General features: G+C 63.9%; 29 protein-coding genes. 22 read left to right on the top strand and 7 right to left on the bottom strand.

Annotation, left to right across the window (positions count from 1 at the left end):
• The first annotated feature begins 92 nt into the window (after window positions 1-92).
• Together CH274_RS10450 and CH274_RS10445 are read left to right on the top strand one after the other, a co-directional pair.
• The gene (locus CH274_RS10450) at window positions 93-848 is read left to right on the top strand and encodes a helix-turn-helix domain-containing protein (RefSeq protein WP_094657374.1); all 756 of its coding nucleotides are present in this window, start codon (window positions 93-95) and stop codon (window positions 846-848) included.
• 92 nt (window positions 849-940) lie between these two features.
• Window positions 941-1255, top strand: coding sequence for an SRPBCC family protein (locus CH274_RS10445; protein ID WP_306436602.1), 315 nt, complete (start codon window positions 941-943; stop codon window positions 1253-1255).
• Window positions 1256-1356: 101 nt separating this feature from the next.
• Here CH274_RS10445 and CH274_RS10440 read toward each other — a convergent pair whose 3' ends face one another.
• A complete protein-coding gene (locus CH274_RS10440) occupies window positions 1357-1749 on the bottom strand; it encodes a DUF1761 domain-containing protein (protein ID WP_094630203.1) in 393 nt (130 codons plus the stop codon).
• 213 nt (window positions 1750-1962) lie between these two features.
• Here CH274_RS10440 and CH274_RS10435 point away from each other — a divergent pair, with 213 nt between their 5' ends.
• Window positions 1963-2811, top strand: coding sequence for a helix-turn-helix domain-containing protein (locus CH274_RS10435; RefSeq protein WP_094630204.1), 849 nt, complete (start codon window positions 1963-1965; stop codon window positions 2809-2811).
• Window positions 2812-2871: 60 nt separating this feature from the next.
• Here the strand turns inward: CH274_RS10435 and CH274_RS10430 are convergent, their stop codons facing one another.
• The gene (locus CH274_RS10430) at window positions 2872-3261 is read right to left on the bottom strand and encodes a MerR family transcriptional regulator (RefSeq protein ID WP_094630205.1); all 390 of its coding nucleotides are present in this window, start codon (window positions 3259-3261) and stop codon (window positions 2872-2874) included.
• A 55-nt stretch (window positions 3262-3316) separates the two neighbouring features.
• On the opposite strand from CH274_RS10430, the gene CH274_RS10425 reads away from it, so the two are divergent.
• The 4 genes from CH274_RS10425 (at window position 3317) to CH274_RS10405 (ending at window position 6036) form a co-directional block, all read left to right on the top strand.
• Window positions 3317-4165, top strand: a complete 849-nt coding sequence (locus CH274_RS10425; RefSeq protein WP_256993530.1) for an alpha/beta fold hydrolase — start codon at window positions 3317-3319, stop codon at window positions 4163-4165.
• Window positions 4166-4213: 48 nt separating this feature from the next.
• Window positions 4214-4894: a class I SAM-dependent methyltransferase gene (locus tag CH274_RS10420; RefSeq protein ID WP_094657373.1), complete on the top strand. Its 681-nt coding sequence runs from the start codon at window positions 4214-4216 to the stop codon at window positions 4892-4894.
• Between the two features lie 356 nt (window positions 4895-5250).
• Window positions 5251-5688, top strand: coding sequence for a protein-tyrosine phosphatase family protein (locus CH274_RS10410; protein ID WP_094657551.1), 438 nt, complete (start codon window positions 5251-5253; stop codon window positions 5686-5688).
• Window positions 5689-5733: 45 nt separating this feature from the next.
• Window positions 5734-6036, top strand: a complete 303-nt coding sequence (locus tag CH274_RS10405) for a helix-turn-helix domain-containing protein (RefSeq protein ID WP_032396143.1) — start codon at window positions 5734-5736, stop codon at window positions 6034-6036.
• Here the strand turns inward: CH274_RS10405 and CH274_RS10400 are convergent.
• The gene (locus tag CH274_RS10400; RefSeq protein WP_094657371.1) at window positions 5994-6620 is read right to left on the bottom strand and encodes a ClpP family protease; all 627 of its coding nucleotides are present in this window, start codon (window positions 6618-6620) and stop codon (window positions 5994-5996) included. The two genes, CH274_RS10405 and CH274_RS10400, sit on opposite strands and share 43 nt — an antisense overlap.
• Window positions 6617-7225, bottom strand: coding sequence for a ClpP family protease (locus CH274_RS10395; protein ID WP_032376146.1), 609 nt, complete (start codon window positions 7223-7225; stop codon window positions 6617-6619). Before CH274_RS10395 ends, CH274_RS10400 begins: the two co-directional genes overlap by 4 nt.
• Before the next feature lie 99 nt (window positions 7226-7324).
• Between CH274_RS10395 and CH274_RS10390 the strand changes: the two genes are divergently transcribed.
• From CH274_RS10390 to CH274_RS10365, 6 genes are all read left to right on the top strand, one after another.
• Window positions 7325-7792, top strand: coding sequence for an SRPBCC family protein (locus CH274_RS10390; protein WP_094657370.1), 468 nt, complete (start codon window positions 7325-7327; stop codon window positions 7790-7792).
• A gap of 27 nt (window positions 7793-7819) precedes the next feature.
• Window positions 7820-8269, top strand: a complete 450-nt coding sequence (locus tag CH274_RS10385) for a YdeI/OmpD-associated family protein (RefSeq protein WP_094657369.1) — start codon at window positions 7820-7822, stop codon at window positions 8267-8269.
• A gap of 103 nt (window positions 8270-8372) precedes the next feature.
• Window positions 8373-8861: a histidine kinase gene (locus CH274_RS10380; protein ID WP_094657368.1), complete on the top strand. Its 489-nt coding sequence runs from the start codon at window positions 8373-8375 to the stop codon at window positions 8859-8861.
• Window positions 8862-8938: 77 nt separating this feature from the next.
• Window positions 8939-9781, top strand: a complete 843-nt coding sequence (locus CH274_RS10375) for a DUF4097 family beta strand repeat-containing protein (RefSeq protein WP_094657550.1) — start codon at window positions 8939-8941, stop codon at window positions 9779-9781.
• Window positions 9782-9796: 15 nt separating this feature from the next.
• Complete coding sequence (locus CH274_RS10370; protein ID WP_094657367.1) at window positions 9797-10735, top strand: ATP-binding cassette domain-containing protein; 939 nt, start codon at window positions 9797-9799, stop codon at window positions 10733-10735.
• On the top strand, window positions 10732-11532 hold the full coding sequence (locus CH274_RS10365) for an ABC transporter permease (RefSeq protein WP_094657366.1): 801 nt from the start codon (window positions 10732-10734) through the stop codon (window positions 11530-11532). Before CH274_RS10370 ends, CH274_RS10365 begins: the two co-directional genes overlap by 4 nt.
• Before the next feature lie 38 nt (window positions 11533-11570).
• On the opposite strand, the gene CH274_RS10360 is transcribed toward CH274_RS10365, so the two are convergent.
• The 3 genes from CH274_RS10360 to CH274_RS10350 form a co-directional block, all read right to left on the bottom strand.
• Complete coding sequence (locus CH274_RS10360) at window positions 11571-12206, bottom strand: GNAT family N-acetyltransferase (RefSeq protein ID WP_094657365.1); 636 nt, start codon at window positions 12204-12206, stop codon at window positions 11571-11573.
• Window positions 12206-13669: a MocR-like transcription factor YczR gene (gene yczR, locus CH274_RS10355; RefSeq protein WP_094657364.1), complete on the bottom strand. Its 1464-nt coding sequence runs from the start codon at window positions 13667-13669 to the stop codon at window positions 12206-12208. The genes CH274_RS10360 and yczR overlap by 1 nt, the downstream gene beginning before the upstream one ends.
• A gap of 211 nt (window positions 13670-13880) precedes the next feature.
• Complete coding sequence (locus tag CH274_RS10350) at window positions 13881-14837, bottom strand: formylglycine-generating enzyme family protein (protein ID WP_256993528.1); 957 nt, start codon at window positions 14835-14837, stop codon at window positions 13881-13883.
• A gap of 376 nt (window positions 14838-15213) precedes the next feature.
• Between CH274_RS10350 and CH274_RS10345 the strand changes: the two genes are divergently transcribed.
• The 9 genes from CH274_RS10345 (at window position 15214) to CH274_RS10305 (ending at window position 25146) form a co-directional block, all read left to right on the top strand.
• A complete protein-coding gene (locus CH274_RS10345) occupies window positions 15214-16851 on the top strand; it encodes an FAD-dependent monooxygenase (protein ID WP_094657362.1) in 1638 nt (545 codons plus the stop codon).
• 52 nt (window positions 16852-16903) lie between these two features.
• Complete coding sequence (locus CH274_RS10340; RefSeq protein WP_037193869.1) at window positions 16904-17359, top strand: VOC family protein; 456 nt, start codon at window positions 16904-16906, stop codon at window positions 17357-17359.
• Between the two features lie 33 nt (window positions 17360-17392).
• A complete protein-coding gene (locus CH274_RS10335; RefSeq protein WP_256993527.1) occupies window positions 17393-18160 on the top strand; it encodes a dienelactone hydrolase family protein in 768 nt (255 codons plus the stop codon).
• A 178-nt stretch (window positions 18161-18338) separates the two neighbouring features.
• Window positions 18339-19670 (top strand): ABC transporter substrate-binding protein, encoded by a 1332-nt coding sequence (locus CH274_RS10330; RefSeq protein WP_094657360.1) that lies wholly within the window; start codon window positions 18339-18341, stop codon window positions 19668-19670.
• Between the two features lie 47 nt (window positions 19671-19717).
• Window positions 19718-20962 carry an acyl-CoA dehydrogenase family protein gene (locus CH274_RS10325; RefSeq protein ID WP_094657359.1) on the top strand — a complete coding sequence of 415 codons (1245 nt, stop codon included), beginning with the start codon at window positions 19718-19720 and terminating at the stop codon, window positions 20960-20962.
• A gap of 38 nt (window positions 20963-21000) precedes the next feature.
• On the top strand, window positions 21001-22983 hold the full coding sequence (locus CH274_RS10320) for a branched-chain amino acid ABC transporter permease (protein ID WP_094657358.1): 1983 nt from the start codon (window positions 21001-21003) through the stop codon (window positions 22981-22983).
• On the top strand, window positions 22980-23750 hold the full coding sequence (locus tag CH274_RS10315) for an ABC transporter ATP-binding protein (protein WP_094645905.1): 771 nt from the start codon (window positions 22980-22982) through the stop codon (window positions 23748-23750). Before CH274_RS10320 ends, CH274_RS10315 begins: the two co-directional genes overlap by 4 nt.
• Entirely contained in the window at window positions 23747-24508 is a 762-nt protein-coding gene (locus CH274_RS10310; protein ID WP_094645904.1) for an ABC transporter ATP-binding protein, read from the top strand. The genes CH274_RS10315 and CH274_RS10310 overlap by 4 nt, the downstream gene beginning before the upstream one ends.
• Window positions 24505-25146, top strand: coding sequence for an NADPH-dependent F420 reductase (locus CH274_RS10305; protein ID WP_179275697.1), 642 nt, complete (start codon window positions 24505-24507; stop codon window positions 25144-25146). The genes CH274_RS10310 and CH274_RS10305 overlap by 4 nt, the downstream gene beginning before the upstream one ends.
• Window positions 25147-25148 lie beyond the last annotated feature (2 nt).

Genomic DNA, 25148 nt, shown 5'->3' with positions numbered 1-25148 from the left:
CGGGGAGGGCTCTGCCCGATTTTCAGCGGTGACAACGGTGCCCGATCCCGGTTCGACGGAAGATCTGGCCCCGATCGAGGAGAATTCCTTCCATGTTGCCGCCGGAAAGGACTTACGCCGAATTTCCCTCGCCCGTCGACGGGATTCGGTGCACCTGGGAGCGGCGATGCCACGCGGGGGACCGGCCGTTGATCGTTCCCGACGGATGTGTGGATCTGATCTGGTTCTCCGATGGACGACTCGAGGTGGCGGGTCCGGATACCGCAGCCCGACAAGCCGTCACCCTCGGTCCGCTGGAGATGGTCGGCGTGCGTCTCGCTCCGTCCGCAGCTCGAAGGGTCAGCGCGATTCCAGTCGGTGAATTGTGTGATCAGCAACCGCATGTCGCAGCGCTCGGAGCTTCCTGGTTGGAGGCTGCCCATGTCCTCACGGGCCAGGATCCGAACGGTGCTATGCCAGCGCGGCGCAAGATGCTCGCCGACCTCACCGTTCGGGCCATGAGGCCCGCGGAGGACGGGCTGGTCCTGGCCGCTGTGCAGGTACTCGAGGCGTCGCCGGGTATCAAAGTCGGTGATCTCGCCGTCGGCTTGGGAGTCGGTGTTCGGCAGCTGCATCGGAGGTTCGTCGACGAGGTCGGCTACGGCCCGAAAACCCTCGCCCGAATCATTCGCGTAGGGCGGCTCGTCGACGTTGCTGCCACCGTTCCCGACCTGGCGTCGCTCTCGTATGCCGCAGGCTTTGCGAGTCAGGCGCACATGTGTGACGAGGTACGTGCACTCACCACGTTGACACCGGTCCGATTTCTGGAAGAACGCCGCGGCCCGTCTTACGTAGGGTCGCTGCTATGAACCGAGAACCCTTTGTGGCAAGTAGGCATGTGGCTCGAGTTATCAGGCGCACACCCGACGAAGTGTACGAATTCGCCGCGAATCCTGCGAACTTGCCCAAATGGGCAGCAGGACTGGCGAACAGCCCGGTGACCATCGACGGTGATCGGCTTCTCGTTGATTCGCCGATGGGACAGGTGGCAGTACGCTTCGTGCCGCACAACGATCTCGGTGTTCTCGATCATGACGTGACACTGCCGTCGGGGACCGTCGTGAACAATCCCGTAAGAGTGCTGAGTCATCCGAACGGCGCGGAGATTCTGTTCACGGTCCGGCAAATCGAACTGAGCGACGAGGAATTCGAGCGTGATCTCGGCATGGTCGCCGACGACCTGAAAAGACTCGAGGAGGTACTGGAAGCTCAGTGACCACGCGCGGTCATCAACAGGGAGATGTACGCGTCCAGTCGATCCTCCACAAGACATGGCGTCAAGTCGGGGCGGCCGAGTGGGTCGATGCAGGACTCGACTCAAACGACTCCGAGGACTGCGCCCGCTACTGCTGCTCCCATGAGGTGGTAGCTCGCGGTGACAGCTCCGAATACAAACGGCTGTGGAGTATGGGGCGTCAGCGCGTTGGTCAATGATGCGGCGGCGGTGGCCAACCCGACACCCAGTCCGACGATTACACCCGATACCACGGCGTCTGAGTCGATGACGTCGAGCACTAGAGCGATCACAATGGTCGTCACCGCCGAGCAGCAGAGTGGAACCACGTAGTAGGACAACGGGAATCGGCCTCCCGTCTGCGACCGGTCATGCCCGATCGAACGATCCCACGCGCGCCCCAACAAGGGGCCGAACCACAGCGCGCCGAGGGCGTAGTACGCAACCGCTGCCACGGCTACTCCCAACCAGTTCACGACACTCGCCTTCGGCCCGGCTGCGTCCTCAGGGCGTGGTCGACATCCGAATGTCCATGCCGCGCCTTTGCACGTTCACCGACCATCATCGGCGGAACCGTTCCGATCAGGACAGGGGATACCGGGGCGGCTCGGCTGACAACGGTCAAAGAATTGTTCGTCATGACGTGATCGTCTCGAGATTCGAGGCTTGGCGTATTGCAGAATTGCGACATGGAAGAAAGGCAGGTCGCGTCCAAGCCCATCGACGTTCACGAACGTTCCGGCGTCATGGCTCCCGCGCATCTTCGTCGCTTCGACGCAACCTGGCACGAACCGGCTGCAGAGGTTCGAGATGTTGTCGACGCGTACTGGAGTGTGCGATGGGAATTGTCTACGGACGAAACCGTCGAACAGCGAGTCCTCGAGTTTCCGGCAGTCACGGTCAGTGTGGAGACCGGTGCAGTGCCTGCGCCGTTCATGATCACCAATGTTCAGCGCAGGGCGTGGTCCAGGACGATAGAAGGTCGAGGCTTCGTGTTCGCCGTGCGGCTGCGTCCAGCTGGACTGGCGGTCGTGTCCGACCTCGATCCGACCAGACTTATTGCGGCGCAACCGATCACTGAAGAAACCGACCAACTTCTCTTCGGCATGCTAGGTAGCATCTCTGGGCAGGATTCGGCTGCCGACCATGCTCTACGGGCAGATTCGGTGATCACTGAGATGCTGGGGAACCGACCGCCGACTGCCGAACATCTTCTCGCGAACGCCGCAGTCGATGCTTTAGCACAGGGTGTCGGCAGAAAACCCGGGCAATCGGTGGCAGGAATGCTCGGGGTCAGTGAACGTGCCGTGCAGAGGGCGATGCGATCGTCACTCGGGATGGGCCCCAAAGCAGTTGCCCGACGAGTTCGACTGCAAGAAGTGTTGCAACGTTTGTCGCTCCCCGCAGCCGACGCTGCCCAGATTGCTGCCGACCTGGGCTACGTCGATCAAGCTCACCTGATCAACGACTTTCGCGGCGTCGCCGGAATTACGCCGGGCGCCTACCTTCGTGAACTCGCGACACTCGTCCGCGCTTGAAGGAGGTTGTGTCAGGAATCTTCTCCATGTCGAACACCTCTGCGTCCGTGGTCCTGGCGTCTACCGCACATCGGAATTGACGTCCACGGTCGTGGAGTACTCGCTGCACTGAGGGCATCGGGTGAGCAGATCGTGTTTGCAGTCGATGACATGCGTCAGAAAGCGCTCGGCACTGTCGAGTTCAGCTCGTTGCCGACGTATTCGAGCCAAATGTTCCGCGATGACCACGGTTCGTTCGGACTCGTCTCGATGAAGTATCAGACGAATATCGGCCAAGCTGATCCCCACGCCCTGGCACGCGCGCAACACTCGCAGTCGGCGTATGTGCTCTTCGCTGTAGTCGCGGTGACCAGACGGTAGGCGTTCGGGTACAACGACTCCGACGTCGTCCCAATGTCTGAGGACGTGGGTCGGAACGTCGAGTTCCTGCGCAACATCTCCGATCTTCACCCGCCGATGCTCTCACGTTGACTTCAGGTCGACCTGAAGTATTACGTTCACCCCCGTGACAATCGACAGATTCGATCTACCAGAGCCCATCTTCGTGTCCGTGGGCGGCGATAGGGTGGCGACCTACGAGCTGGCTCCCGAGGTGGACGTGCCCTCCTCTGATGTTGTGTTCTGCCATGGAACTCCCTGGTCGGCTCAGGTCTGGGCGCAGGCCGCTCGCCACCTCAGTGCTGGGCATCGCGTCTATCTCTGGGACATGCCCGGATACGGCCGGTCCGCACAGGGATCCGATGTTCGGACCGACCTGCCCACCCAGATGCTGCGTTTCGCAATGTTGCTCGACCACTGGAGGTTGGAGAGCCCCTTCGTCGTCGCTCACGATATCGGCGGTGCAGTCGCCCTGGGAGCCCACCTGATGCACGGCCGTGACTACGACAGCTTGTTCTTGTGGGACGTGGTGACCCTGGACCCGTGGGGATCCGAATTCTTCCGGCTCGTCGCGGACAACAGTGACATCTTCGCCGCGTTGCCGGCTCCTTTGCACAGGGCACTTGTCTTCGAATACATTGCGGGAGCAGCACATCAGCGGCTGGACGCAGATATCGTGGCGATGTTGACCGAACCCTGGATATCCGATGAGGGTCAGCCTGCGTTCTACCGACAGATCGCCGAACTGAGCCCCGAACACACGCGAGCCATCGTCGATGCCCTTCCCCGGGTCCGCTGCAACACCTCGATCGGATGGGGTGAACAGGACCCCTGGATTCCCGTCGAACAGGCGTATCGACTGCGACAGTTGTTGCCGAGCCGATCTACTCTGATCACTCTTCCGGGAGTGGGGCATCTGGCACCGTTGGAGTCTCCGTCACTCGTCCAACAGGCCTTGTACGTATGGTTGGGTTGACATCATTCTTCGAGGCGGTGTTGCCGCGCCCCAGGGATACTGGGCTTCATGGTGTTGAGACGAATGGGAACGTCCCTTATCGGAGGCAGAGGGGCCCAGTGGCTTCGCGAGTTGAACGAGCGACATGCATGGAGTCACAACGACTACTTCCACAGCTGGATTCTGGCGAACTTGCCTGACCGACGTGGCCGCGCGCTCGATATGGGCTGCGGGCGGGGTGGACTGGTGCGAGTCTTGGCTTCTCATTTCGAGCACGTCGTCGGGGCCGATGCCGATGCGGAGATGCGACGAATCGCAGAGGCGACTTCTGCCGCGGTGGACAACGTGTCCATCACCGATCGCCAACTCGACTCCTGGGCAGGCGATTCGATCGATCTAGTGACCATGGTCGCCGTCCTGCATCATCTCGATATCGACGATGCCTTGCGTCATGTCGGGCGAATTCTTGCGCCGGGCGGGCGAGTGCTCATCGTCGGGCTTGCGCCACCGCGTAGTGCACGGGATCTGGTGTGGGATTCCGTGTCCATCGTGACCAATCCATTGATCGGATTCATCCACCGCCCATGGCCGAGTCCGGTGACAGCACCACCGCCACCGTTCCCGGTCAAGGATCCGGTGTTGAGCTTCGACGAGATCGGCCACATGGTGGAGAGGCGGCTCCCGGGCGCGATGATGCGACACCGCATAGGATTTCGACACACAATCGAGTGGACGAAGCCTGGTGGGTAGGTGACTCGTCGTCGCCCAGTCAGTCATTTCCGTCACGTGTGAGTCGGAAGCCGCACCGGAAAAGAGTTAAGCCGAACGCGGCACCGACAACGGCACCGACTATGGGTTGTACTTTTGTCCACCAATCAAGGAAGAGGCCGACTCGGACCTGCAAGGTGATATCAGCGGTAGTCGCGTAGGCCCGGCTCATTTGGTCGGGTTCCACGTACAGGGTTCCGGCCCATCCGGACACGGACGCAAGCAGACCCACCGTGAGCCCTAGTGCGGCGAAGGCAAGAACAACTGAGCGCATGGGGGCACAATATCGGTGCTGGGCAGAAACAGGTGTCGCGAACGGCATGGGAAGGACGCGCCGAATGTGGGATCAAAACAGCCGGGGCGTGCTGCAGTTGCCGTCGGGCAGTCTCGTTCGTGGACGCGCCTTGCGCGATTCGATGCCGGGCGGCCCACGGCCGGACTTCGGGGTCTACCTGCAGGGCAAGGATCCGGGCGAGTTCGACTGGGACAGCCGATGGGTTCGTTGGCCCGACTTTTGGCTGCCATCCGACTCGAAGGAGCTCGAGGTTCGACTACGAGAAGTGCTGCGCCGCTGCGAAACCGAGAGGGTCGAGATTGCGTGTACCGGTGGTGTGGGGCGAACGGGCACCGCACTGGCCTGCCTGGTTGCGCTCGACGGTATGCCGGGAAGTGCTGCAATCGACTATGTCCGGAGCAATTATTCGGACCGCGCTATCGAGACGCCGTGGCAGAAGCGCTTTGCGAGGAAATTCGTGAAACCGAGCTCTCTGCTCTGAGCAGAATCTGCGACACATCACGGAACGGAGGCTTAGGCTCCGATCATGGGCGAGGTGATACGAATCGATGAGCGTCGAGCAGCACGCGCAGTGGAACCGTTGTGGCGCGAAGTAGTCGGTCGAAGGCTACGCGAGCGCAGACACGCTCGCGGTGACACTCTGGCCGATACCGCTGCCCGGGCAGGCATTGCGCCGCAGTACTTGTCGGAGCTGGAACGCGGCCGCAAGGATCCGTCGAGCGAGATTCTTGCGGCCGTCGTCGGTGCACTGGGCACGTCCATGGCGGAGATCTCAGGCCTGGCGCATCACGACCTGTCCCGAGGCGACGCGACGTTGATGGCGGCCTGACGACCCTCCAGTACCTGGTCGACGACGCCGTAGTCACGCGCAGCCGGTGCCGTCAACACCAGATCACGGTCGGTGTCGTGGCGAAGCCTCTCGACATCGCGTCCCGTGTGCTTCGCGAGAATTGCTTCCATCTCGGCTCGTACTCGAACCACCTCGTCGGCAGCCAGAATCAGATCGGGGATGGTCCCTCGGCCCTGCGCCGCAGGCTGATGCAGCACCACCCGGCTGTGGGTCAACGCCGAGCGGCGCCCTGGTGCTCCCGCTGCGAGCAGTACCGCCCCTGCCGCCACCGCTTGGCCCACACATGTTGTGGCAACGGGCGATCCGATGAATTGCATCGTGTCGTAGACGGCGAGCATGGCAGCCGTGTCACCGCCCTCGCAGTTGATGTACATCGAGATTTCTTGATCGGGGGAGTCGGCCTCCAAGTGGAGCAGCTGTGCGATCATCGCATTCGCCACACCGGCGTCTATTCCGGTACCGAGATAGACGATGCGCTCACTGAGCAGGTGCGAATAGACGTCGACGACGCGTTCGCCGCGCGCATCTCGCGTGATGACATTGGGAATCGTGTACGTGCTCATCGTGCCAACTCCATTCCGAACGACACCCGTCGCGCAGGCATGACCTGATCGAACGAGTCGACGATTGCGTCGACGAACCCGTACTCGCGGGCAGCCTCGGCGGTGAACCAGCGATCGTGCAGAGAGTCGTCGAAGATCTGCTCGCGTGTCTGCCCGGTGTCGTCGGCGATGAGGCCGAGCACGGTATCTCGGGTATGCCGCAGATCGTTGGCCTGAACCTCGACTTCGACGGCCGACCCACCGATGCCCGCGGACCCCTGATGCATCAGTATTCGAGAATGCGGCAGGGCATACCGCTTACCGCGCGTGCCTGACGACAGTAAGAACTGACCAGCGCTGCAGGCCAATCCGAGTGCCAGCGTCGACACGTCGCAGGGTACGAGGTGCATCACGTCGCGGATGGCGAGCATCGCGGGAACCGACCCTCCCGGTGAGTGAATCCACAGGGCGATGTCGGCGGAGGGATTCTCGGCCGCCAACGTCAGCAGGTGGGTGGTGAGGACGGTGCCGTTGTCGTCGTCGAGGGGGCCGTCGAGCACGAGAACCCGATGGCGGAGAAGTTGATTGCGGAGTTCGGGCGGGAACATTCGAGGTGATTCGCTCATGATTCGAGTCTGCGTCCGAATCCGGTTGCACTCCAGTGCTTCTGCTGTGGGCAGCGACTCTGCTCACAGCTTCGTAGTACGTGGAGGGACAATGGTGAGATGACCGCACTCGAGTTTTCCGAATCCATCGTCGTCGCTGCGCCGGTCGACGACGTGTACGCCGTCGTGTCCGACATCACCCGAACAGGAGAATGGAGCCCGATCTGCCAGGAATGCTGGTGGAACGAGGCCGACGGCGGTGGCGTCGGATCGACCTTCACCGGCCGGAACGTGGTGCCGGGCCGCACGTGGGAGACCGTGTCGACAGTGGCGGCAGCCGAACCCGGCCGCGAGTTCGCGTGGGTGGTGGGCGACAACTTCGTCCGCTGGGGCTACACCCTCGAGCCCGTGGACGGTGGCACACGCCTGACCGAGAACTGGAACTTCCTGCCAGGCGGTACCGCGCACTTTCACCGCAAGTTCGGCGACGACGCGCAGAAGGAAATCGACACTCGTAGCCAGGCGGCACTCGACGGTATCCCTCGGACCCTGGCGGCAATCAAGCGAATCGTGGAAGCCGAAGCCTGACTGGCCATCGACGGATATCCTTCCCGCATGGCAGCAACGGTTCTGCGGATATCCACAGTGCTCGAATCACGGGGCCCTGCGGCAGCGATCGTGCTCAGTGACGAGCAGGTCGCGTCCCTCGGTTCCACCAAGACTCCGCCGGTTCGGTTCACGATCGGTGGGCAAACTGTGCGCGGTCGCATCGGCCGGATGGGTGGCGAGAATCTGCTCGGGCTCAACAAGAGCGTTCGCGCCACACTCGGCGTCGAGGCCGGTGACACCGTCGACGTGATCATCGAGTTGGACGACCAGCCGCAGGTGATCGAGGTACCGCCTGCGTTGGCGACAGCTCTGGACGCGGATCCAGCCGTCCGAGCAGCGTTCGATGCGCTGGCACCGTCGACACGAAAAGAACACGCCCGCTCCGTCGCCGACGCGAAACGCGACGACACCCGCGAGCGGCGCATCACGGCAATCGTCCAATCCCTTCGGCCCTGAGGCCACGTCCTGCCCGCCGGGAGAGCGCCACAGGCGGCGGTGCCAGCCCATCGTGACACCATCAGGGCTTGACGTGACACCACTGTGGTGTCACTCTTGATGCATGGAACTTGGGCAGTACGTCAACGACCTCCAACGTCGGTTGGTCGAGTCGGCAGCAACCGGAGACGAGAACACTCGTGCCGCTGCTGAACGACTCGTCGACGGCATGGATGCGGCAACGCGTCTGGTGATGCTCGACGTGCTGTCGGCCGCGGTAGGAGACATCAACCGCGACCTTGCCCCTGGTTCCGTGGACATCAGGCTCCGTGGACGTGAGATCGAATTCGTCGTGGCGGCAGCTGTCTCGGAACCGGAAGACGACGAACAAACCCCTCCCAGCATCGAACTGGACGACACGAGCACATCCCGCACCACTCTTCGACTGCCGGACGCGCTCAAATCGCGGGTGGACGAGGCCGCGGCGTCGGACGGTATGTCGGTGAACACCTGGTTGGTGCGAGCCGTCGCCACCGCTCTTCAACCCAAACAACGCCGTGCCGCGCAACGAACGGTTCGTACCGGGGACAACTTCGCCGGCTGGGCGCGCTGATCGTCGGCTCCAACAAAGCTTTTCAATAACTCTGCGCCGAGCAGAGTGTCACAACCATGCCCGTAGGAGGCATCGCCATGCCCGAATTCGCTACTCCGACGCCGATCGACCTGGCCATCGATCTGCAGGTCGGGAGCATTGACGTCGTTGCTACAGAACGTGCCGACACCGTCGTGACCGTCACTCCCACCAACCCGTCCAAAGCCGTCGATCGTAAGGGGGCCGAGAACACCAAGGTCGACTTCGACGGCGAGCGCCTCACCGTCATCGGTCCCAAGGCCCGCATCAGCTTCTTCGGACCGACAGAGTCCGTCGAGGTGAAAGTCGAACTACCGCAGGGATCTCGACTCACTGCGGAGGTTGCAGCCGGCGGCCTCCGCACCGTGGGCGATCTCGGTGCCGTACGGATCAAGAGCGCGATGGGACCGGTGGAAGTGGGTTCGGCAGAGGACCTGTGGGTGCGCGCCGGGCACGGTAACGCGACCGTGAGTACGGCACTGGGCAACATCGATATCACCGCCGACCACGGCCAGATTCGACTCGGAACGGTCGTCGGTGATGCAGTGCTCAAGGCGTCGCACGGCTCGATTATGGTGCGGGAGTCGGGCACCGAACTCGACGCCAAGCTCTCCTACGGCGATCTCGATGTCGAGAAGTCGCTCGGCGGAGTGAGCGCGAAGACCGCGTACGGCAGCATCACTCTCCACGAAGTAACCAGTGGCGCAATCCAAGTCGAGAGCGGATACGGGCAGGTCACCGTCGGTGTCCGGCGCGGTGTGCCCGCGTGGCTCGATCTGTCGTCCAAGGACGGTCACGTCCGCAACGAACTCACGCCCGAAGGCGCACCCGACGAGACGGAAGAGAGCGTGACGATTCGCGCTCGAACGCGATACGGCGACATTGCCGTCCGGCACAGCTGAGAAGGACAGGCACCCATGAATACATCTGCGATTCACGTCCGCGGACTGCGAAAGTCTTTTGGCGACAAACGTGTACTCGACGGTGTCGATCTCACCGTCGACGCCGGTACCGTCACCGCTCTGCTCGGGTCCAACGGGGCAGGCAAGACCACGACCGTCCATATCCTGTCCACTCTCGTTGCGCCGGATGGTGGTTCGGCAACAGTCTCAGGCTGCGACGTTGTCGGCAATCCCGACGGCGTTCGTGCAGCAATCGGTCTGACCGGTCAGTTCTCGGCGGTCGACAACCTCTTGACCGGCGAGGAGAACCTGCTGTTGATGGCCAGACTGCGTCATCTCGGCTCGCGATCCACACCGCGGGTGACGGAGTTGCTCGAGCAGTTCGATCTGGTCGAGGCCGGTAGAAAGCCGTTGTCCACGTATTCGGGTGGCATGCGGCGACGGCTCGATCTTGCCATGACCCTCGTCGCCCCACCGCGCGTCATCTTCCTCGACGAGCCGACCACCGGCCTCGACCCACGCAGCCGACGCTCCATGTGGGATATCGTGCGATCCCTCGTTGCCGACGGCACCACCGTGCTGCTCACCACCCAATATCTTCATGAGGCAGATGAACTCGCTGACCGGATCGCAGTTCTGGACGGCGGCCGGATCGTTGCCGACGGTACCCCGGACGAGCTGAAGCGTCGCATACCTGGCGGCCACATCCGATTGCGCTTCGCCGATGTCCTGACGCTCGACGACGCAACCCGCGCATTCGGCGATGCGGTCGTCGACGCCGACGGTCTGGCGCTGTCGGTACCGACCGACGGAAGCGTCCGCACTCTGCAGGCCGTGTTGAGTCGGCTGGAAGCGGCGGGCGTCGCGGCCGACGACCTGAGTATCCATACCCCCGACCTCGATGACGTGTTCATGGCATTGACCGGCCGGGCCGACAGCAAGGTCGAATCATGACAACTGCAACGACATACGTGATGAGTGACTCGATCACCATGCTGCGCCGCAGTCTTCTGCACATTCGGCGATATCCGGGCTTGACGATGTTCGTCATCGGCGCGCCAGTGGTGTTCCTGATGTTGTTCGTCTTCGTATTCGGAGGAACCCTGGGCGCAGGTTTGCCCGGTGTGGACCCAGACGCCGGACGGTCTGCATATCTGCCGTACGTGATGCCGGGCATCCTCGCCATGACGATTGCCGGTACCGCCGGTGGAACGGCGACCACCGTCGCAATGGACATGACCGAAGGCATCACCGCGCGCTTCCGGACGATGGCGATCTCGCGTGCAGCGGTTGTGGCAGGCCACGTTCTCGGCAACACGGTGCAGGCCGTTCTCGGAGTGGTGGTTGTGCTCGCAGTGGGTCTTGCCGTCGGCTTTCGACCGAATGCCAATCCTCTGCAATGGGTCTCGATTCTGGGAATGGTGCTGCTCATCGCCTTCGCGATCAGTTGGCTCGCGGTGGCGATGGGTATGGCGTCGAAGTCGGTGGAAACCGCGAGCAACCTACCGATGCTGTTGCTGCTGTTATCGTTTCTGGGAAGTGGGTTCGTTCCGACCGACACGATGCCATCAGGACTGCGATGGTTCGCCGACTACCAACCGTTCACGTCGTTCGTCGAAACCCTACGCGGACTGTTGGCGGGGGAGCCGATGGGCACGAATCTGCCACTCGCACTGGCTTGGTGCGCGGTCATCACAGTGGCGGGGTACGTCTGGGCGATGGCGATCTACGAGAAGAAGTCGGTGCGCTGAGACCTACTGCACCCTGAGGCCAGTGGTCGTAGCCTTCGCTACCCGGGACGATGGTAGTAGCCGGTCAATTCCGCAGCGGTTGTCCAACCTAGTCTGGTGTAGAGCGCTCGTCCGTCCGACGTAGCACCGAGAACTGCACGCGTTCTGCCGGCTCGAAGTGCACCCTGCTCGAGGTAGTTCATCACGACCGAGCCCAGGCCACGGCGGCGATGTGAATCTTCGGTCACAATCTGATCCGGCACAACGAACACCTGACCCAAGCCGATCTGCCCGCGCGCAGCCAACTCTCCGGCAGTGGTACGAATCTCCGTCGTCAGCAACGTATCCGACGCCTGAACGGTTCGCACGTCATAGCCGTCGGGTGCCGCTACCGCGGCGGCCACAGTGATCTCTCGCAGCATGAACCACGCAGGATCGGTCCTGACCCATCCTGTCGAAAACAGTGATTCCCACGATGGTCCCCCCACATATTTGACGCAGGCATACGGCGGTGGTGAGCTCTCGACAATCGATTCGACCTGCTCGGCGGTCGGTGTGTGCAAGACGTATCGACGAGACTCTCGCGTCATACCGGTGTCGATCGCCCAGCCGCCCTCGATCTCGACCGGTGCCGATGTGACTCGCGAGTGGGCCCAACCGTGGACCCAGCCCTCGACGTAGTCCAGCTGCCTCATCACACCACCGCAGCAGGCGTGCTCGACGCGACGGCCGCCGCCGGGCCGATCCCCGAGGACAGGCCAGCGAGAATGCCCACAGCCGAGGTGATGTCGGGAAGTGACCGCGTGAAGGGAATGCGCTGATGATCGTCGAAGGCGTATCCCGTTCCGAATCGCAGCCCCGGCGCCAGCAGCAATCCGTGCGCATGGGCTTCGGCGACGAGGGAGCTGGATCGAATGCCGTCGGGTAGGGAGCACCACAACGCCAAGCCTCCGTCCGGTACTCGAAAGTGCCAGTCCGGCAGTTGATCACGCATCAATGCGACGGTGTGGTCACGAGCAACTCTCGATGCCTCCGCGCGCACCCGACGAACCTCGTCGTACTTGCCCATCAACTCGACCGCAGCCAGCTGATCGATGACGGACACCGAAAGTTGTCGTCGCGCATAGGTTGCGGCGATTCTCGTCAGCAGACCTGCTTCGGCTCGAACCCAGCCGACTCGCAGCCCTCCCCACACCGTCTTGCTCGTCGACCCGATCGTCACCGTCGCAACATCCGGAGTTGCGGCTCCGAACGGTTCGATGTCGGGCGACCCGTCGAGAGACAGATCAGCTGCGACCTCGTCGACGATCGTCAGCACCGCGTGGCGGTGCATGGTGGCAGACAGTTGTCGGCGCGTTCGGAGGGGCAGCCGCGCGCCGGACGGATTGGAGAAGTCGGGCATGAAATACGCCAGCGTCGGAGCGCTCTGTCGAGTGGCTCGATCTGCCGATGTCACGAATTCGTCGGTGTCGTCCGGGTCGATGGGAACCGGGATGCAGCGCCCGCCCAGTGAATGAACGAGTTCGACGACACCCGGGTACGTCGGGTGCTCCACCAGCACCCGGGCACCGGGCTCGGTGAACGTGGCCAACACCGCGTGGATGGCGTCGGTGGCACCGGAGGTGACGAGAACGTTGTCGGCCGTGGTCGGTACTCCACGCGCTCGGTAGTACGCGGCAATGGCTTCGCGGAGCTCGAACAAACCGGACGGAGCGTAGCCACCCAGGGAGAAACGGTCTCGAATCTTCTCTGCCGCAACGCCGTACGCATCGGACAACAGAGGCGAGGCCGAGGGGGACGCGTTGACGAACTCCAAATTGGCAGTCTCCCGGTCGCCGGCCAGCGATCCCCAGGACGGTAGCGAACCCGTCGGGGAAACATAGGTACCCGAGCCTCGCTGGGCGCTGATCCAGCCGCTCTCCCGAAGATGACGATAGGCCGACGCAACCGTCACCCGACTGACGTCCAAACTGATCGACAGCGCCCGCTCGGCAGGCAGCCGCGTCTGAGCCGATACCTCACCGCTCTCGATGAGCCGACGCAGCTCGTCGGCGATCTCGAGGTAGAGGGGACCACCGGATCTGTTCCGCAACGTCGACGGGCCGATCCGTGCGGCCAATTCCGGGGCCGAGATCGCGGTCGCATCGTACGAGTCCATGCATGCCACTCTTGCACACTGGACTGCATATTTTCGGCCGAAAGCAGTCCATTGTTGGTCCATGATCGCAATTGGAGCTGTATTGGTCCTGTCCATGGTGGGCGCAGGGTGGACTGTGGTCGCACTGCGCGAGGGTGGACGATGCGGTCCCGCCGGACCACCGCGCAGTCGTGTTCGGTCCGACTGAGACCCGTTCAGCGGGCGGTCTGGCTCAGCGAGTCGGTGTGGAGCCTCTGACGATGCAGCGAAACCCGATGTGGGACATCCCCGAGTCGATGGGTTGTGCCTGCCGCGATGCGGGACGGTAACGGCGGCAATAGTTTTCGGCACACAGGTGGGAACCGCCCTTGATGACCCGACGCGAGACGGTGCCGGCGGGATCGTTCGGATCGTGGCTGCCCGCGGCCGACGTGACGCGCGGATCGACCGCAGGTCCGCAGCAGGCATGGGTGGCGGTCTCGCGGTGATCGGTGCGGTAGAAGTCCGACGTCCACTCCCAGACGTTCCCGGTGACGTCGTACAGGCCGTAGCCGTTGGGCGGATAGGAACGCACGGCCGTTGTCCTTCGATCGGCGACCGGTTTGAGGTTCTGCCAGGGAAACTCCCCGATCCAGTAGTTGGCCAGCTGCGTACCCATCGGTGCCAGTTGGTCGCCCCAAGCGTAGGGCGCGCCGTTCAACCCGCCGCGAGCCGCGCGTTCCCACTCGGCTTCGGTGGGTAGTTCCTTGCCCGCCCACTGTGCGTAGGCGTGCACGTCCTCCCAGCTCACATGCGTGACCGGATGCAGTTCGCGCCCGTCGATACCGGACCCGGGGCCCTCCGGATGCGCCCAGTTCGCCCCCGGGATCAGCCGCCACCAGCCCTGCCAATTCGTCAGATCCACCGGGCCCTGCGTCGGGGTGAACACCAGCGAACTCGGCACCAGCCGCGTTGCATCCGCGTCCGGATAGTCCGCCGGATCCATCGGCCGCTCAGCCACCGTCACGTACCCGGTGGCTTTGACGAACCGTCTGAACTGGGTGACGGTCACCGGAGTCTCGTCTGCCCAGAACCCGTCGACACTCACCTCGTGAACGGGTGCTTCCTCGGGATAGTCGACCCAGTCCGACCCCATCCGAAACGGGCCGCCGGGGACCCACTGCATTCGAGGGAAAGGTGGGGCGCTCATGGCGGCGATCGTACACATTGCCGAGGAATCCCATTGTGCTGTGCCGGAATTGAGTCGACTGTGCGCGACCTCTGCCCGTGACCGTTTCTTTGCCGTGCCCGCGTACCCGCACCGGCGCAAACGCGCGCGCATTCGCTGAACGCGCGCGAACTCGTCTCACCGATGGGTGCCAATCCGCTCGCCTATGGCAAGTGCGCGCGCATTTGCCGGGTCCGGACCGCGACGACGAGATCCGGATCGCGCCACCCAAGCCCAGGTCGCGGCCGCAGTACCCGCCAGTAGCGAAACGTGATGCTTGCCACTTCTCGAACCCGCTGTTATCTTGGAAACACATTCCATCAGATGGAATCGTTCATGGAATTCAGAGGAGTGGACAGTGGCATCTCGTTCCAACGAAGTACCCGTCGCGATCTCGGGTGCGGGGCCGGTGGGGATGGCGTTGGCCATCGATCTCGCCCTTCGCGGTATCCCGAGCGTGCTGTTCGAGAAGCGTTCGGAGGAGGAACGGATCGTCGCACGCGCCAACATGACCAACGTTCGCTCCATGGAGCACTTCCGACGCTGGGGCATCGCAGATGCGTTGCGCGACAACGATCCTGTGAGCCCTATGGTCTACCGTGACGTGGCCTTCGTGACCCGCCTGACCGGTCACGAGGTTTTGAGGTTTCCCCGCGCATACGAATGGTCGGAGCGGCTACCCATCGCGTCCGAGGTCGCGGAATGGGCCCCGAACGAGGCGATCGAGAAGACGCTGCGGGACCGCGTGAAGTCCCTTCCTCTCATCGATCTGCGCTTCGAGAACGAAGTGAAGAGATTCGAGCAGAACGACCACGGGGTGACCGTCACCGTTGCCACCCCGGACGGCGAACAGACGCTGCTGGCGCAGTACATGGTGGTCTCCGAGGGCAGTCGCAGCCGACTACGTCGTGACGGCCTCAACGTCCGAATGGAAGGTCATCCCAACCTCGCACGCAGCTTCCTGTGGCACATCAAGGCTCCGGCACTGGCCGAGCTGTGGAAGGCCACTCCGATGGCCTCGATGCTGCTGTTCTACAACGAGGACCGTGCCGGCGACAGTCTGGTGCCGCAGTCGGGCACCGATCACTGGGCCTACTTCTGCTCGCCCGTACCCGAGGACGTCGACGGTGACGACTGGGAAGCCTGCCGCGCCATGCTCTTTCGTGCAATCGGCGAGGAATTCGAGGTCGAGCCACTCGCGGGCGGTACCTTCATCACGCACTCGATCCAGGCGCCTCGATTCGACTTCGGCCGCGTACTGCTGGCCGGCGATTCGGCGCACATGGTCTCGCCGATGGGCGGATTCGGCATGAACATCGGTATCGGTGACGCCGCCGACCTGGGTTGGAAACTCGCCGCGTTGATCGACGGTTGGGGCGGTCCCCTCATGCTCCCGAGCTACAGCATCGAACGCGGTGAAGCGGCGCGCTTCATCCTCGCCGGTTGCGAGAGCAATCAGGCCGTAGGCTCCCGCGAGCTGGTGCGCGACGGTATCGAGGACGACGGCCCCGTCGGTGAAGCGATCCGCGCCCAGGTGGCCGAGGACATCGCGATCCAGAAGGCCCGTCAGTTCAAGCGAATGGGTGGCCAACTCGGCTACCGCTACTCGTCGTCTCCCATCATCTACCGCGACGGAACCGACCAACCTGCACCGTCTTTCGAGGACTACGTACCGTCGTCCTATCCCGGAAATCGTGCACCGCATCATTGGCTCGCGGACGGCTCGTCGCTGTACGACCACCTGGGGAACGGCTTCACGCTCCTTGTCCTCGGCGACGTCGAACACGGCGCTCTCACCGATGCCGCGGCAGAACGCAACGTGCCACTGCAGATCCTCACCGTCGAGGATCCCGACCTCACCGATCTGTGTGAATTGTATTCCGCCGGAGCGACATTGATCCGCTCGGATCACCATGTCGCGTGGCGCGGCGACGCGCTTCCCGACGATCTCGACCATCTGCTCGATGTCGTCACCGGATCGGTCTCGTTCATCTGAACTGCCAGGCCCTTCAATTCCCATCCACCACATCACCGAAAGGCTCACTCTCATGCCCAAAGTCACCCGTCTAGGCCACGTCGGACTGTTCGTCTCCGACCCCGAGATCATGATGGAGTTCTACTCGACATTCCTCGGAATGACCGTCACCGACCGCGACGAACGCCGCGTCTTTCTGAGTTCGCGGCCGTCGGAGGAGCACCACGAGATTCTGCTCGCGAAGAACCTCGAACGCCACACCGATCCGCAGCAGCTCTCGTTCGTCGTCGATTCGTTGGCCGACCTGCGTGCGTTCTATGCCCAGATCGTGGAGCGCAAGTACGACATCGACCACATCAGCAATCACGGCAATGCGCTCGGTTGCTACTTCCGCGACCCCGAGGGAAACCGAGTGGAGGTCTACTGGCACACCGGAATCGAATGGCCGCAGCCGTTCAGTGAGCCCATCGATCTCTCGCTGTCGGAGGAGGAGTTGCGCAGCCGCCTCGACGAGATGGTCGCGGCGTAGGAAACCCGGCCGGGACCGCGGAGGAGAAGAGCGTTGAAAGAAGGAATGATCGCCGAGGTGGTTGCGTTCAGCGGCCACAACGGCGACCGCATCGAGGGCTATTCGGCTCGCCCGACCGCTGCCGAGCCGGTGGGCAGCGTCGTCGTGCTGCACCACGCACCCGGGCTCGACTTCTGGTGCAAAGAGGTGGTCCGACGGTTCGCCGAGTGCGGATACGCGGCCCTCGCGCCGAATCTCTATCACCGCCGCGGTCCCGGTCACTGGGCCGAGGTCGCCGCGGCGGCCCGGGCCGAGGGATTGGGAAAGGCCATGCCCAACGACCAGGTGATGGGCGACATCGCCGGGGCCACCGACTACGTGAAGTCGCAGCCCGGATCCAATGGCAAGGCCGGGGTGATCGGATTCTGCTCCGGCGGACGGCAGGCCTTCCTCGCGGCGTGCGACGTACCGGCATTGGACGCCGCCGTCGACTGCTGGGGTGGAAGCATCGTGCCGCAGACTCCCGATCCGACGAAGCCGAATGCCCCCTCGCGGGGAGTCATTCATCGCGCTCCCGACATGTCGGCTCCGCTGCTGGGGATCTTCGGCAACGACGACACCAATCCGGATCCGACGCAGGTCGACGACATCGAACGTGAGCTGACCAGGCTCGGCAAAGATTTCGAGTTCCATCGTTACGACGGTGCGGGACATGGGTTCTTCGCTACCGACCATCCGCATTACCAGCAGGCACAGGCGGTGGACGGCTGGAAGAAGGTCTTCGCCTTCTTCGATGTGCATCTGCAGTCCGACGCATCCTGATCGACGTTCAGGCGAGGGTCGAAACGCACAGAAACCCCGGAGGAATTGAGGGTTGTGTGATGGCTCTCACATGGCTAGTCTCGATTCCGTACCTCGGAATCGCATTCCACGAAGGCCACGCGAGTAGTCCACGAGACCGCGTGAGCACCCCGCACGCGCTCTCGAAGGAAGAACCCCAATGTCACTCACTCCCTCCCGTCCCACCAGGGCCGGGTCGAAGTCCGCGAAGTTGATGGTCATCGCGGCAACCATGTCGGCCGTACTCGCCGGCTGCGCCGCCGAAGCGGCATCACCGACCGGCACTGCTACCAGCGGCTCGACGGCGGTAGCCACGGACCAGACCAACACCTCGGCTGTCACCGACCTGGTCGACTACACCGGAGGAACCGCAGGCGCAGCCGATCAGAGCCTCGAACCCGTCACCATCGGATGGGTCAATCAGCAGGGCGGTGCCCTCGGATTCCCGGCCGCCACCGACGGTGCCGAGGCCGCCGTGAAGTACGTGAACGAGAACCTCGGCGGTATCGGCGGGCATCCGCTGAAACTCGAGACGTGCTTCGTCGTCGAGAACGAGCAGGACGGCAACAGTTGCGGCCTGCAGCTGGTCAACGATCCGGACGTTCGGACCGTGCTGTTCGGCTCGACCATCACCGGCAATCAGTCGTTCCTGGCGGTCAACAAGGGGCAGAAGCCGATCCTGATGGCCAACTCCATCAGCTCCACCGACGCTCAGAGCGACAACGTCTTCATCTACAACGGCAACCCGTCGTCGATCTTCCGTGGACTGACGACCTACCTGGACACCGTGGTCGGCGCGAAATCGGTGGCGCTGATCTACCCGCAGAACGCTCAAAGTGCAGACGGCGCAAAGGTTCTGCAGACTGCGCTGGATTCGGTCGGAATCGAGGTCAAGGCCGTCGGCTTCGACCCGTCGACCACCAACCTCACCGCCGCAGCAGTGGCCTCGGGCGCATCGGACGCCGACGCCATCGTGCCGCTCGTCTCGACTCCGCCGACCTGTGTTGCCGCGGCCAAGGCTCTCGACACGCTGGCCGTGACGGCCCCCATCATCGGAGCCGGCTCGTTCTGCTTCACCGACCAGGTGGCGCAGGGACTCGGCGGTGACGCACCGAAGTGGCAGCAGATCTCCACCCAGACCAACGTTGCCGACATGAGCCAGCCCGACGTCCAGTCGTACATCGACGCCTCGACGACCGCCGGATTGTCCGAGACGTCCCAGGCCACTCCCGACGCCGCCCTCGCATGGGGCCTGGTCGCCACCGCGACCCGATTCCTCAATGCTGCAGGCGGTTCCGAGGCAACCGCGCCGGCGATCGCCGAACAGGCGAAGTCCTTCACCGGCCCGCTCCTGTTGGGTAGCGCCACCGTCGCCTGCGGCGCGAACACCGCCGAGCCTGGCCTGTGCGGTGCCCAGACACGAGTCTTCGAATACACCGGCAACGGCTCGTACACCGCCCTCACCGACTGGCTCGAACCATCGGGCTCCTGACCCATCGATCTCCGACAGCCCCCACACTCTCGAGAAAGAAGACCATCATGACCGCTGTAGCCAACGACACCGTCGAACATTCCAGCCCCGCGTCGAGTCCGGAAGTGCTCATCGAACGAGCACGATCGTTCCGTGATCATCTGCTCGCAGAACAGGATTCGACGGACGCTCGCGGCACCTACTCGCCCGAGACGCACGAATTGTTCAAGGAGGCCGGCTTCTACCGCACCTTGCTCCCGCAGCGTTTCGGTGGGCTCGAGTACGACGTCACCTCGTTCGTCAGGATGATCATCGAAATCGCCCGCGGCTGCCCGGGTTCGGGCTGGTGCCTGTGCCTTGCCTCCGGTCACGGACTGCAGATCGGCGGACTGTTCGACGAGAAGGCGCAAGCCGAGGCGATCGGACCCGGCGGGGACTTCGCAGCCCCGATGCGCGGCGTGCCGATGGGCACCGCGACGCTGCAGGACGACGGTCGCTGGAGCGTCGACGGAACCTGGGACTACTGCTCGGGATCGCCCTACTCGACCCACGCGATTCTCGCGGTGCGGCTCATCGAGGGTGGCGAGAAGACCGGCCAGGGATTGGCTCTCGTTCCGCGCAACGGCTGGATCCTGCAGGACGATTGGAAAGAGCGCGCGTTCGGTATGCGCGGCAGCGGCTCGAACAGCATCACCGTCACCGGCACCGCGGTGCCGGAGGAGAACGTGGTGCGCGGCAGCCTGTTGCAGTTCCGCGGCGGACTGAAGACCCCCGGCTACGAACTGCACGGCAATCCGATGTACGCAGGCCATCCCATGGGCTACCTGCAACTCGAGATCACCTCGGTACTCGTGGGCTGCGCCTGGGCCGCGCTCGACGAGTACGAGCGCATTCTGCGGACCAAGAAGACCATGGGCCCCAACCCACTTCCGCGCTTCACGTCCCCGGATTTCCAGCGCTACTGGGGCGTCGCGGCCGGCAAGATCCGTGCGGCCGAGGACATCCTGGTGAAGATGAGCCAGCACTACTCCGAGCTGTGCGCGTCGTCGGTACAGGACGGCGGCGAGTTCGAGCCCGAGGACCTGATGAACATCAACGCCAGCACCCACCACGCCGTCAACCTCGCCTGGGAAGCCGTCGAACTGCTGTTCCGTACCTCGGGAACCAGCGAAGGCGGCCGCAACGGTTCACGCATGCAGCGCTACTACCGCGATATGTCCACGGCGCGAACCAATGTGGGCCTGCAGTGGGAGACCTTCGCGCAGATGTTCGCCCAGGAGCACTTCGACCTCTCGCCGGCACCGCTCGCGTGATGGCCGGGCCCACGATTCGACTCGGGCGGGCGTAGCGCATGGATACCGTCTTCCTGTTCGCTCTGCTCGGGTTGGGTACCGGCGCACTGATCGCGATGATCGCGGTCGGCGTCGTACTCAGCTGGCGCGGTAGCGGAACAATCAACATCGCGGCCGGTGCCGTGGTCATGGTCGCCGGCTACCTCTTCTGGTCCCTGCGCACCGGGTTCTTCGCCCCCGCATTGACCACTCCCGCAGCGATCGTCGTGACGCTGCTGGCGATGGCTCTGCTTGCCGTCATGGTCGAGTTCGCCGCCGTCAAACCGCTGAGATCCGCCTCGCCGCTCGCCAAACTCGTCGCGTCCATCGGCGTCCTGCTGCTACTGCAGGCGGTGGTCCAGCTCGTGTTCGGTACTGCTCCGCTCGACAGCCCGGCGGTATTGACCGACTCGGTCGTCAGAGTCGGCGGCGTGACAGTGCCGGTGGCACAGCTGATTCTGGCCGCAGTGGTCGTCCTGATCTCGACGGCACTGGCGGCGCTCTACCGCTTCACCCGCTTCGGTATCGCGACCCGCGCGGCGTCGGAGAGCGAGCGTTCGGCCGTACTGGCCGGGTTGTCGCCGTCGTCGATCTCGCTGGCCAACTCCATACTCGCCTATGTCACGGCCGGCTTCGTCGGCATCCTGGCCGCCTCCATCGTCGGAGTCAGCGCCTCGACGCTGCCGCTGCTGGTGATCCCGGCCTTGGCCGCTGCCTTGTTCGCGGGGTTCAGTTCGATCGGAATAGCCTGCGCAGCAGGGCTTCTCATCGGCATGGCCGAGTCGCTGCTCTCCTACGCCTCGACCATGGCCTGGTTCCCGACGCAGGACGGAATCACCCCACCCGGGTTGCAGCAGCTCGCAGAGTTCCTGCTGATCGTCATCGCACTGTGGTGGAAGGGTTCGACACTGCCGCAGCGCGGCGAATTCGTCGGACGCTCGCTCCCGGCGGTACCCCGTCAAGAGCACCTGCTGCGCCGCGTCGGCCCGGTCTTCGTCGTCGGAGCGATCGCACTGCTCGTCCTCCCCGCGGACCTACGCCAGGCCATCACCACCGGCCTCGTCGCGACCGTCCTGTGCCTGTCGTTCATCGTCATCATGGGATACGTCGGGCAGCTGTCGGTGGTGCAACTCGCGCTCGCCGGGTTCGCCGCGTTCGCAGTGTCGCGGCTGGGCACCGAATTCGGGCTCGGCTTCCCGGCCGCCCCGATCATCGCCGTTCTCGCGGCGACGGCACTGGGCGTGGGGATCGGAGCCGCGGCCCTGAGAGTGCGCGGAGTGACCCTGGTGGTGGTGACCCTCGCCGCGGCCGTGGCCATCGAACAATTCGTGTTCGCCAACTCCGAGTGGGGCGGGGGTCAGACCGGGGCACCCGTGGCCTCGCCCACGCTGTTCGGAATCAACTTCGGACCCGACTCGGGTCTGCGCGGACTGGACGGCGCACTACCGAGCCCGATGTTCGGACTCGTCGCGCTGGTGGTCGCCACCCTCGCGTACATGGGCGTGGTCTACCTGCGCAACAGCGACCTCGGTCGTCAGATGTTGGCCATCCGCTCCAACGAACGTGCCGCAGCCGCAGCCGGAGTCAACGTGAGAACGGTCAAGATCGTCGCCTTCGGCATCACCTCGGCACTGGCCGGAGTGGCGGGAGTCATGTACGCCTACCAGTTCGGCACCGTCTCGGCGAACAGCTACGGGATCTCCGTCGCTCTGACTCTGGTGGCGAGTGTCTACGTACTCGGCGTGACGCTGCCGCAGGGAGCCGTACTGGCGGGCTTCGGAGCGATCGGCTCGGTGATACCGCTGATCCTGCAGAAATACGTTCTCCCCGCAGACCACATCTCCCTGTACGTACAGCTGCTCATCGGCGGAGGTCTGCTGCTCCAACTGCGGTTCTTCCCGGACGGCCTGCTCGTGTCGAGGTCGATCAAGAAGGAACGCAAGATGACCGGCATCGACACCCTCGTGCCGGAACTGCCACGGATGAAGAGCGTACGAACATGACGACCAACGTTCTCGAAGCACACAACATCGAAGTACGGTTCGGCGGCGTGCACGCGTTGCGCGGCGTCGACCTGCAGGTACGCCCCGGCCAGATCGTCGGCCTGATCGGACCCAACGGTGCAGGCAAGACCACCTTCGTCGACGCCATCACCGGATTCGTCCCGGCCGGTGGGTCCATCGAGATCGGTGGCCGCGACGTCAGCGGTCTGCGACCCCATGCACGAGTGCGTGAGGGACTGTGCCGCACCTGGCAGGCCGTCGAACTGTTCGACGACCTGACGGTGGCGGAGAACCTCGCCGTGGCCTCACGCCATCCCACCGTGAAGTCGACGATCGCCGGCATGTTCGGCCTCGGCGTCGACGATATCGCCGGCGCAACAAAGACTCTCGACGACGTCGGAATCGGCCACCTGGCCCGGGCACTGCCCACCGAACTCTCCGAGGGGCAACGCAAACTCGTCGGAATCGCCAGGGCCCTAGCGTCGAAGCCTGCCATTCTGTGCCTCGACGAGCCTGCCGCCGGCCTGGACACGACCGAAAGCTCCTTTCTCGGAAAGCAGTTGCGCAGCCTGGGTGACCACGGAACACCGATGTTGCTGATCGACCACGACATCTCGTTCGTGTTCGGCACCTGCGACTACGTCGTCGTCCTCGAGTTCGGTCAGGTGATAGCGCAGGGACTCCCACATGTCGTGCGATCCGACCCCCGCGTCATCTCGGCCTATCTCGGTCACGACGTCGCCGCGGCCGGAAAGGATCTGACATGAGCGCGGTTCTGAGCGTCGATCACCTCTCGGCCGGCTACCAGCGATCGGTGGTGGTCCGAGACATCGGCATCGAAGTCGGGACGGGCGAGGTCGTGGCTCTGCTCGGGCCCAACGGTGCGGGCAAGACCACCACTCTCAAGGCAGTCTCGGGGCTGGTGCGTTCGTTCGAGGGCGGAGTGAGCCTGCTGGGTGAGAACCTCGCGGCACTGTCACCGACCAACCGGGCGCGCCGCGGCATCGCGCACGTGCCCGAGGATCGAGGACTGTTCTTCGGCCTGACCGTCGCCGAACACTTCAAATTGCGCAGGCGCGGTGAGACTCTCGACGCAGACCTCGCCTTCGACTACTTCCCGGCGTTGACGAAACTGAGCAACCGGCTCGCCGGAGTTCTCTCGGGAGGCGAGCAACAGATGTTGGCCGTGGGCCGAGCACTTGCCCGCAAACCGGCACTACTGCTGCTCGACGAACTCAGCCTCGGGCTCGCGCCGGTCATCGTGCAGGCACTGCTGCCGGTGATCCGCCGGTTCGCCGACGACACCGGCTGCGGCGTTCTGCTCGTCGAGCAGCACGTGGAGCTCGCCCTCGGAATCTCGGACCGGGCCTACCTGATGGCCCACGGCGACATCTCGGCCGGACACGACGCCCAGGTACTGCTGCAGGACAAGGGGCTGGTTCGAGCCAGCTACCTGGGCGGAGACCAATGGGACGCAAGCGAAGCGGACCTGGCGACAACAACCACCACAGAAGGAGAGAAATGAAAATAGGAATCATCGGAGCCGGACGGATGGGTCAGGCATTGGCCGGACTGTTCACCCGGGCCGGACACGACGTCATCCTCAGCAACTCGCGCGGCCCGGAATCGTTGGCGGACATCGTCGACGAGTTCAACGGACACTGCTCCGCGGGAACGGTGCAGGAGGCCGTCGACAGCACCGACCTGGTCTTCCTCGCCACCCCGTGGGGCAAGACCGCCGCGGCCGTCTCGGTCGTCGAGAACTGGGACGGCAAGATCGTCGTCGACACGACGAACAACCGGACCGCCCCCGGACCGCAGGGAGTCATCGACATCGGCGGCCGGATCTCGAGCGAGATGGTCGCCGAGTACGTACCGGGCGCGCGAGTGGTCAAGGCGCTTAACGTCACTCCCATCCACATCATGGCGACCACACTGTCGGCCGGCGCGGACCCTCAGCACGCGGTCTACATGGCAGGCGACGACGACGACGCGAAGAAGCTGGTGACAGATCTTCTCGCGACCATCGGTGGAGTCGCCATCGACACGGGCGATCTGCACACCGGCGGAGCGCTCCAGGGGATGGGCGGGGCACTGCCCGGTGACATGGACATGCTCAGCGTCCCGGCCGCCGAGGCCAAGCTCGCTGCAGCCAAGAGCTAGAC

The sequence above is a fragment of the Rhodococcus sp. 06-418-5 genome (assembly GCF_002258285.1).
In the GTDB taxonomy this organism is placed as follows: domain Bacteria; phylum Actinomycetota; class Actinomycetes; order Mycobacteriales; family Mycobacteriaceae; genus Rhodococcoides.
This window is presented reverse-complemented; position numbering and strand designations above follow the sequence as displayed.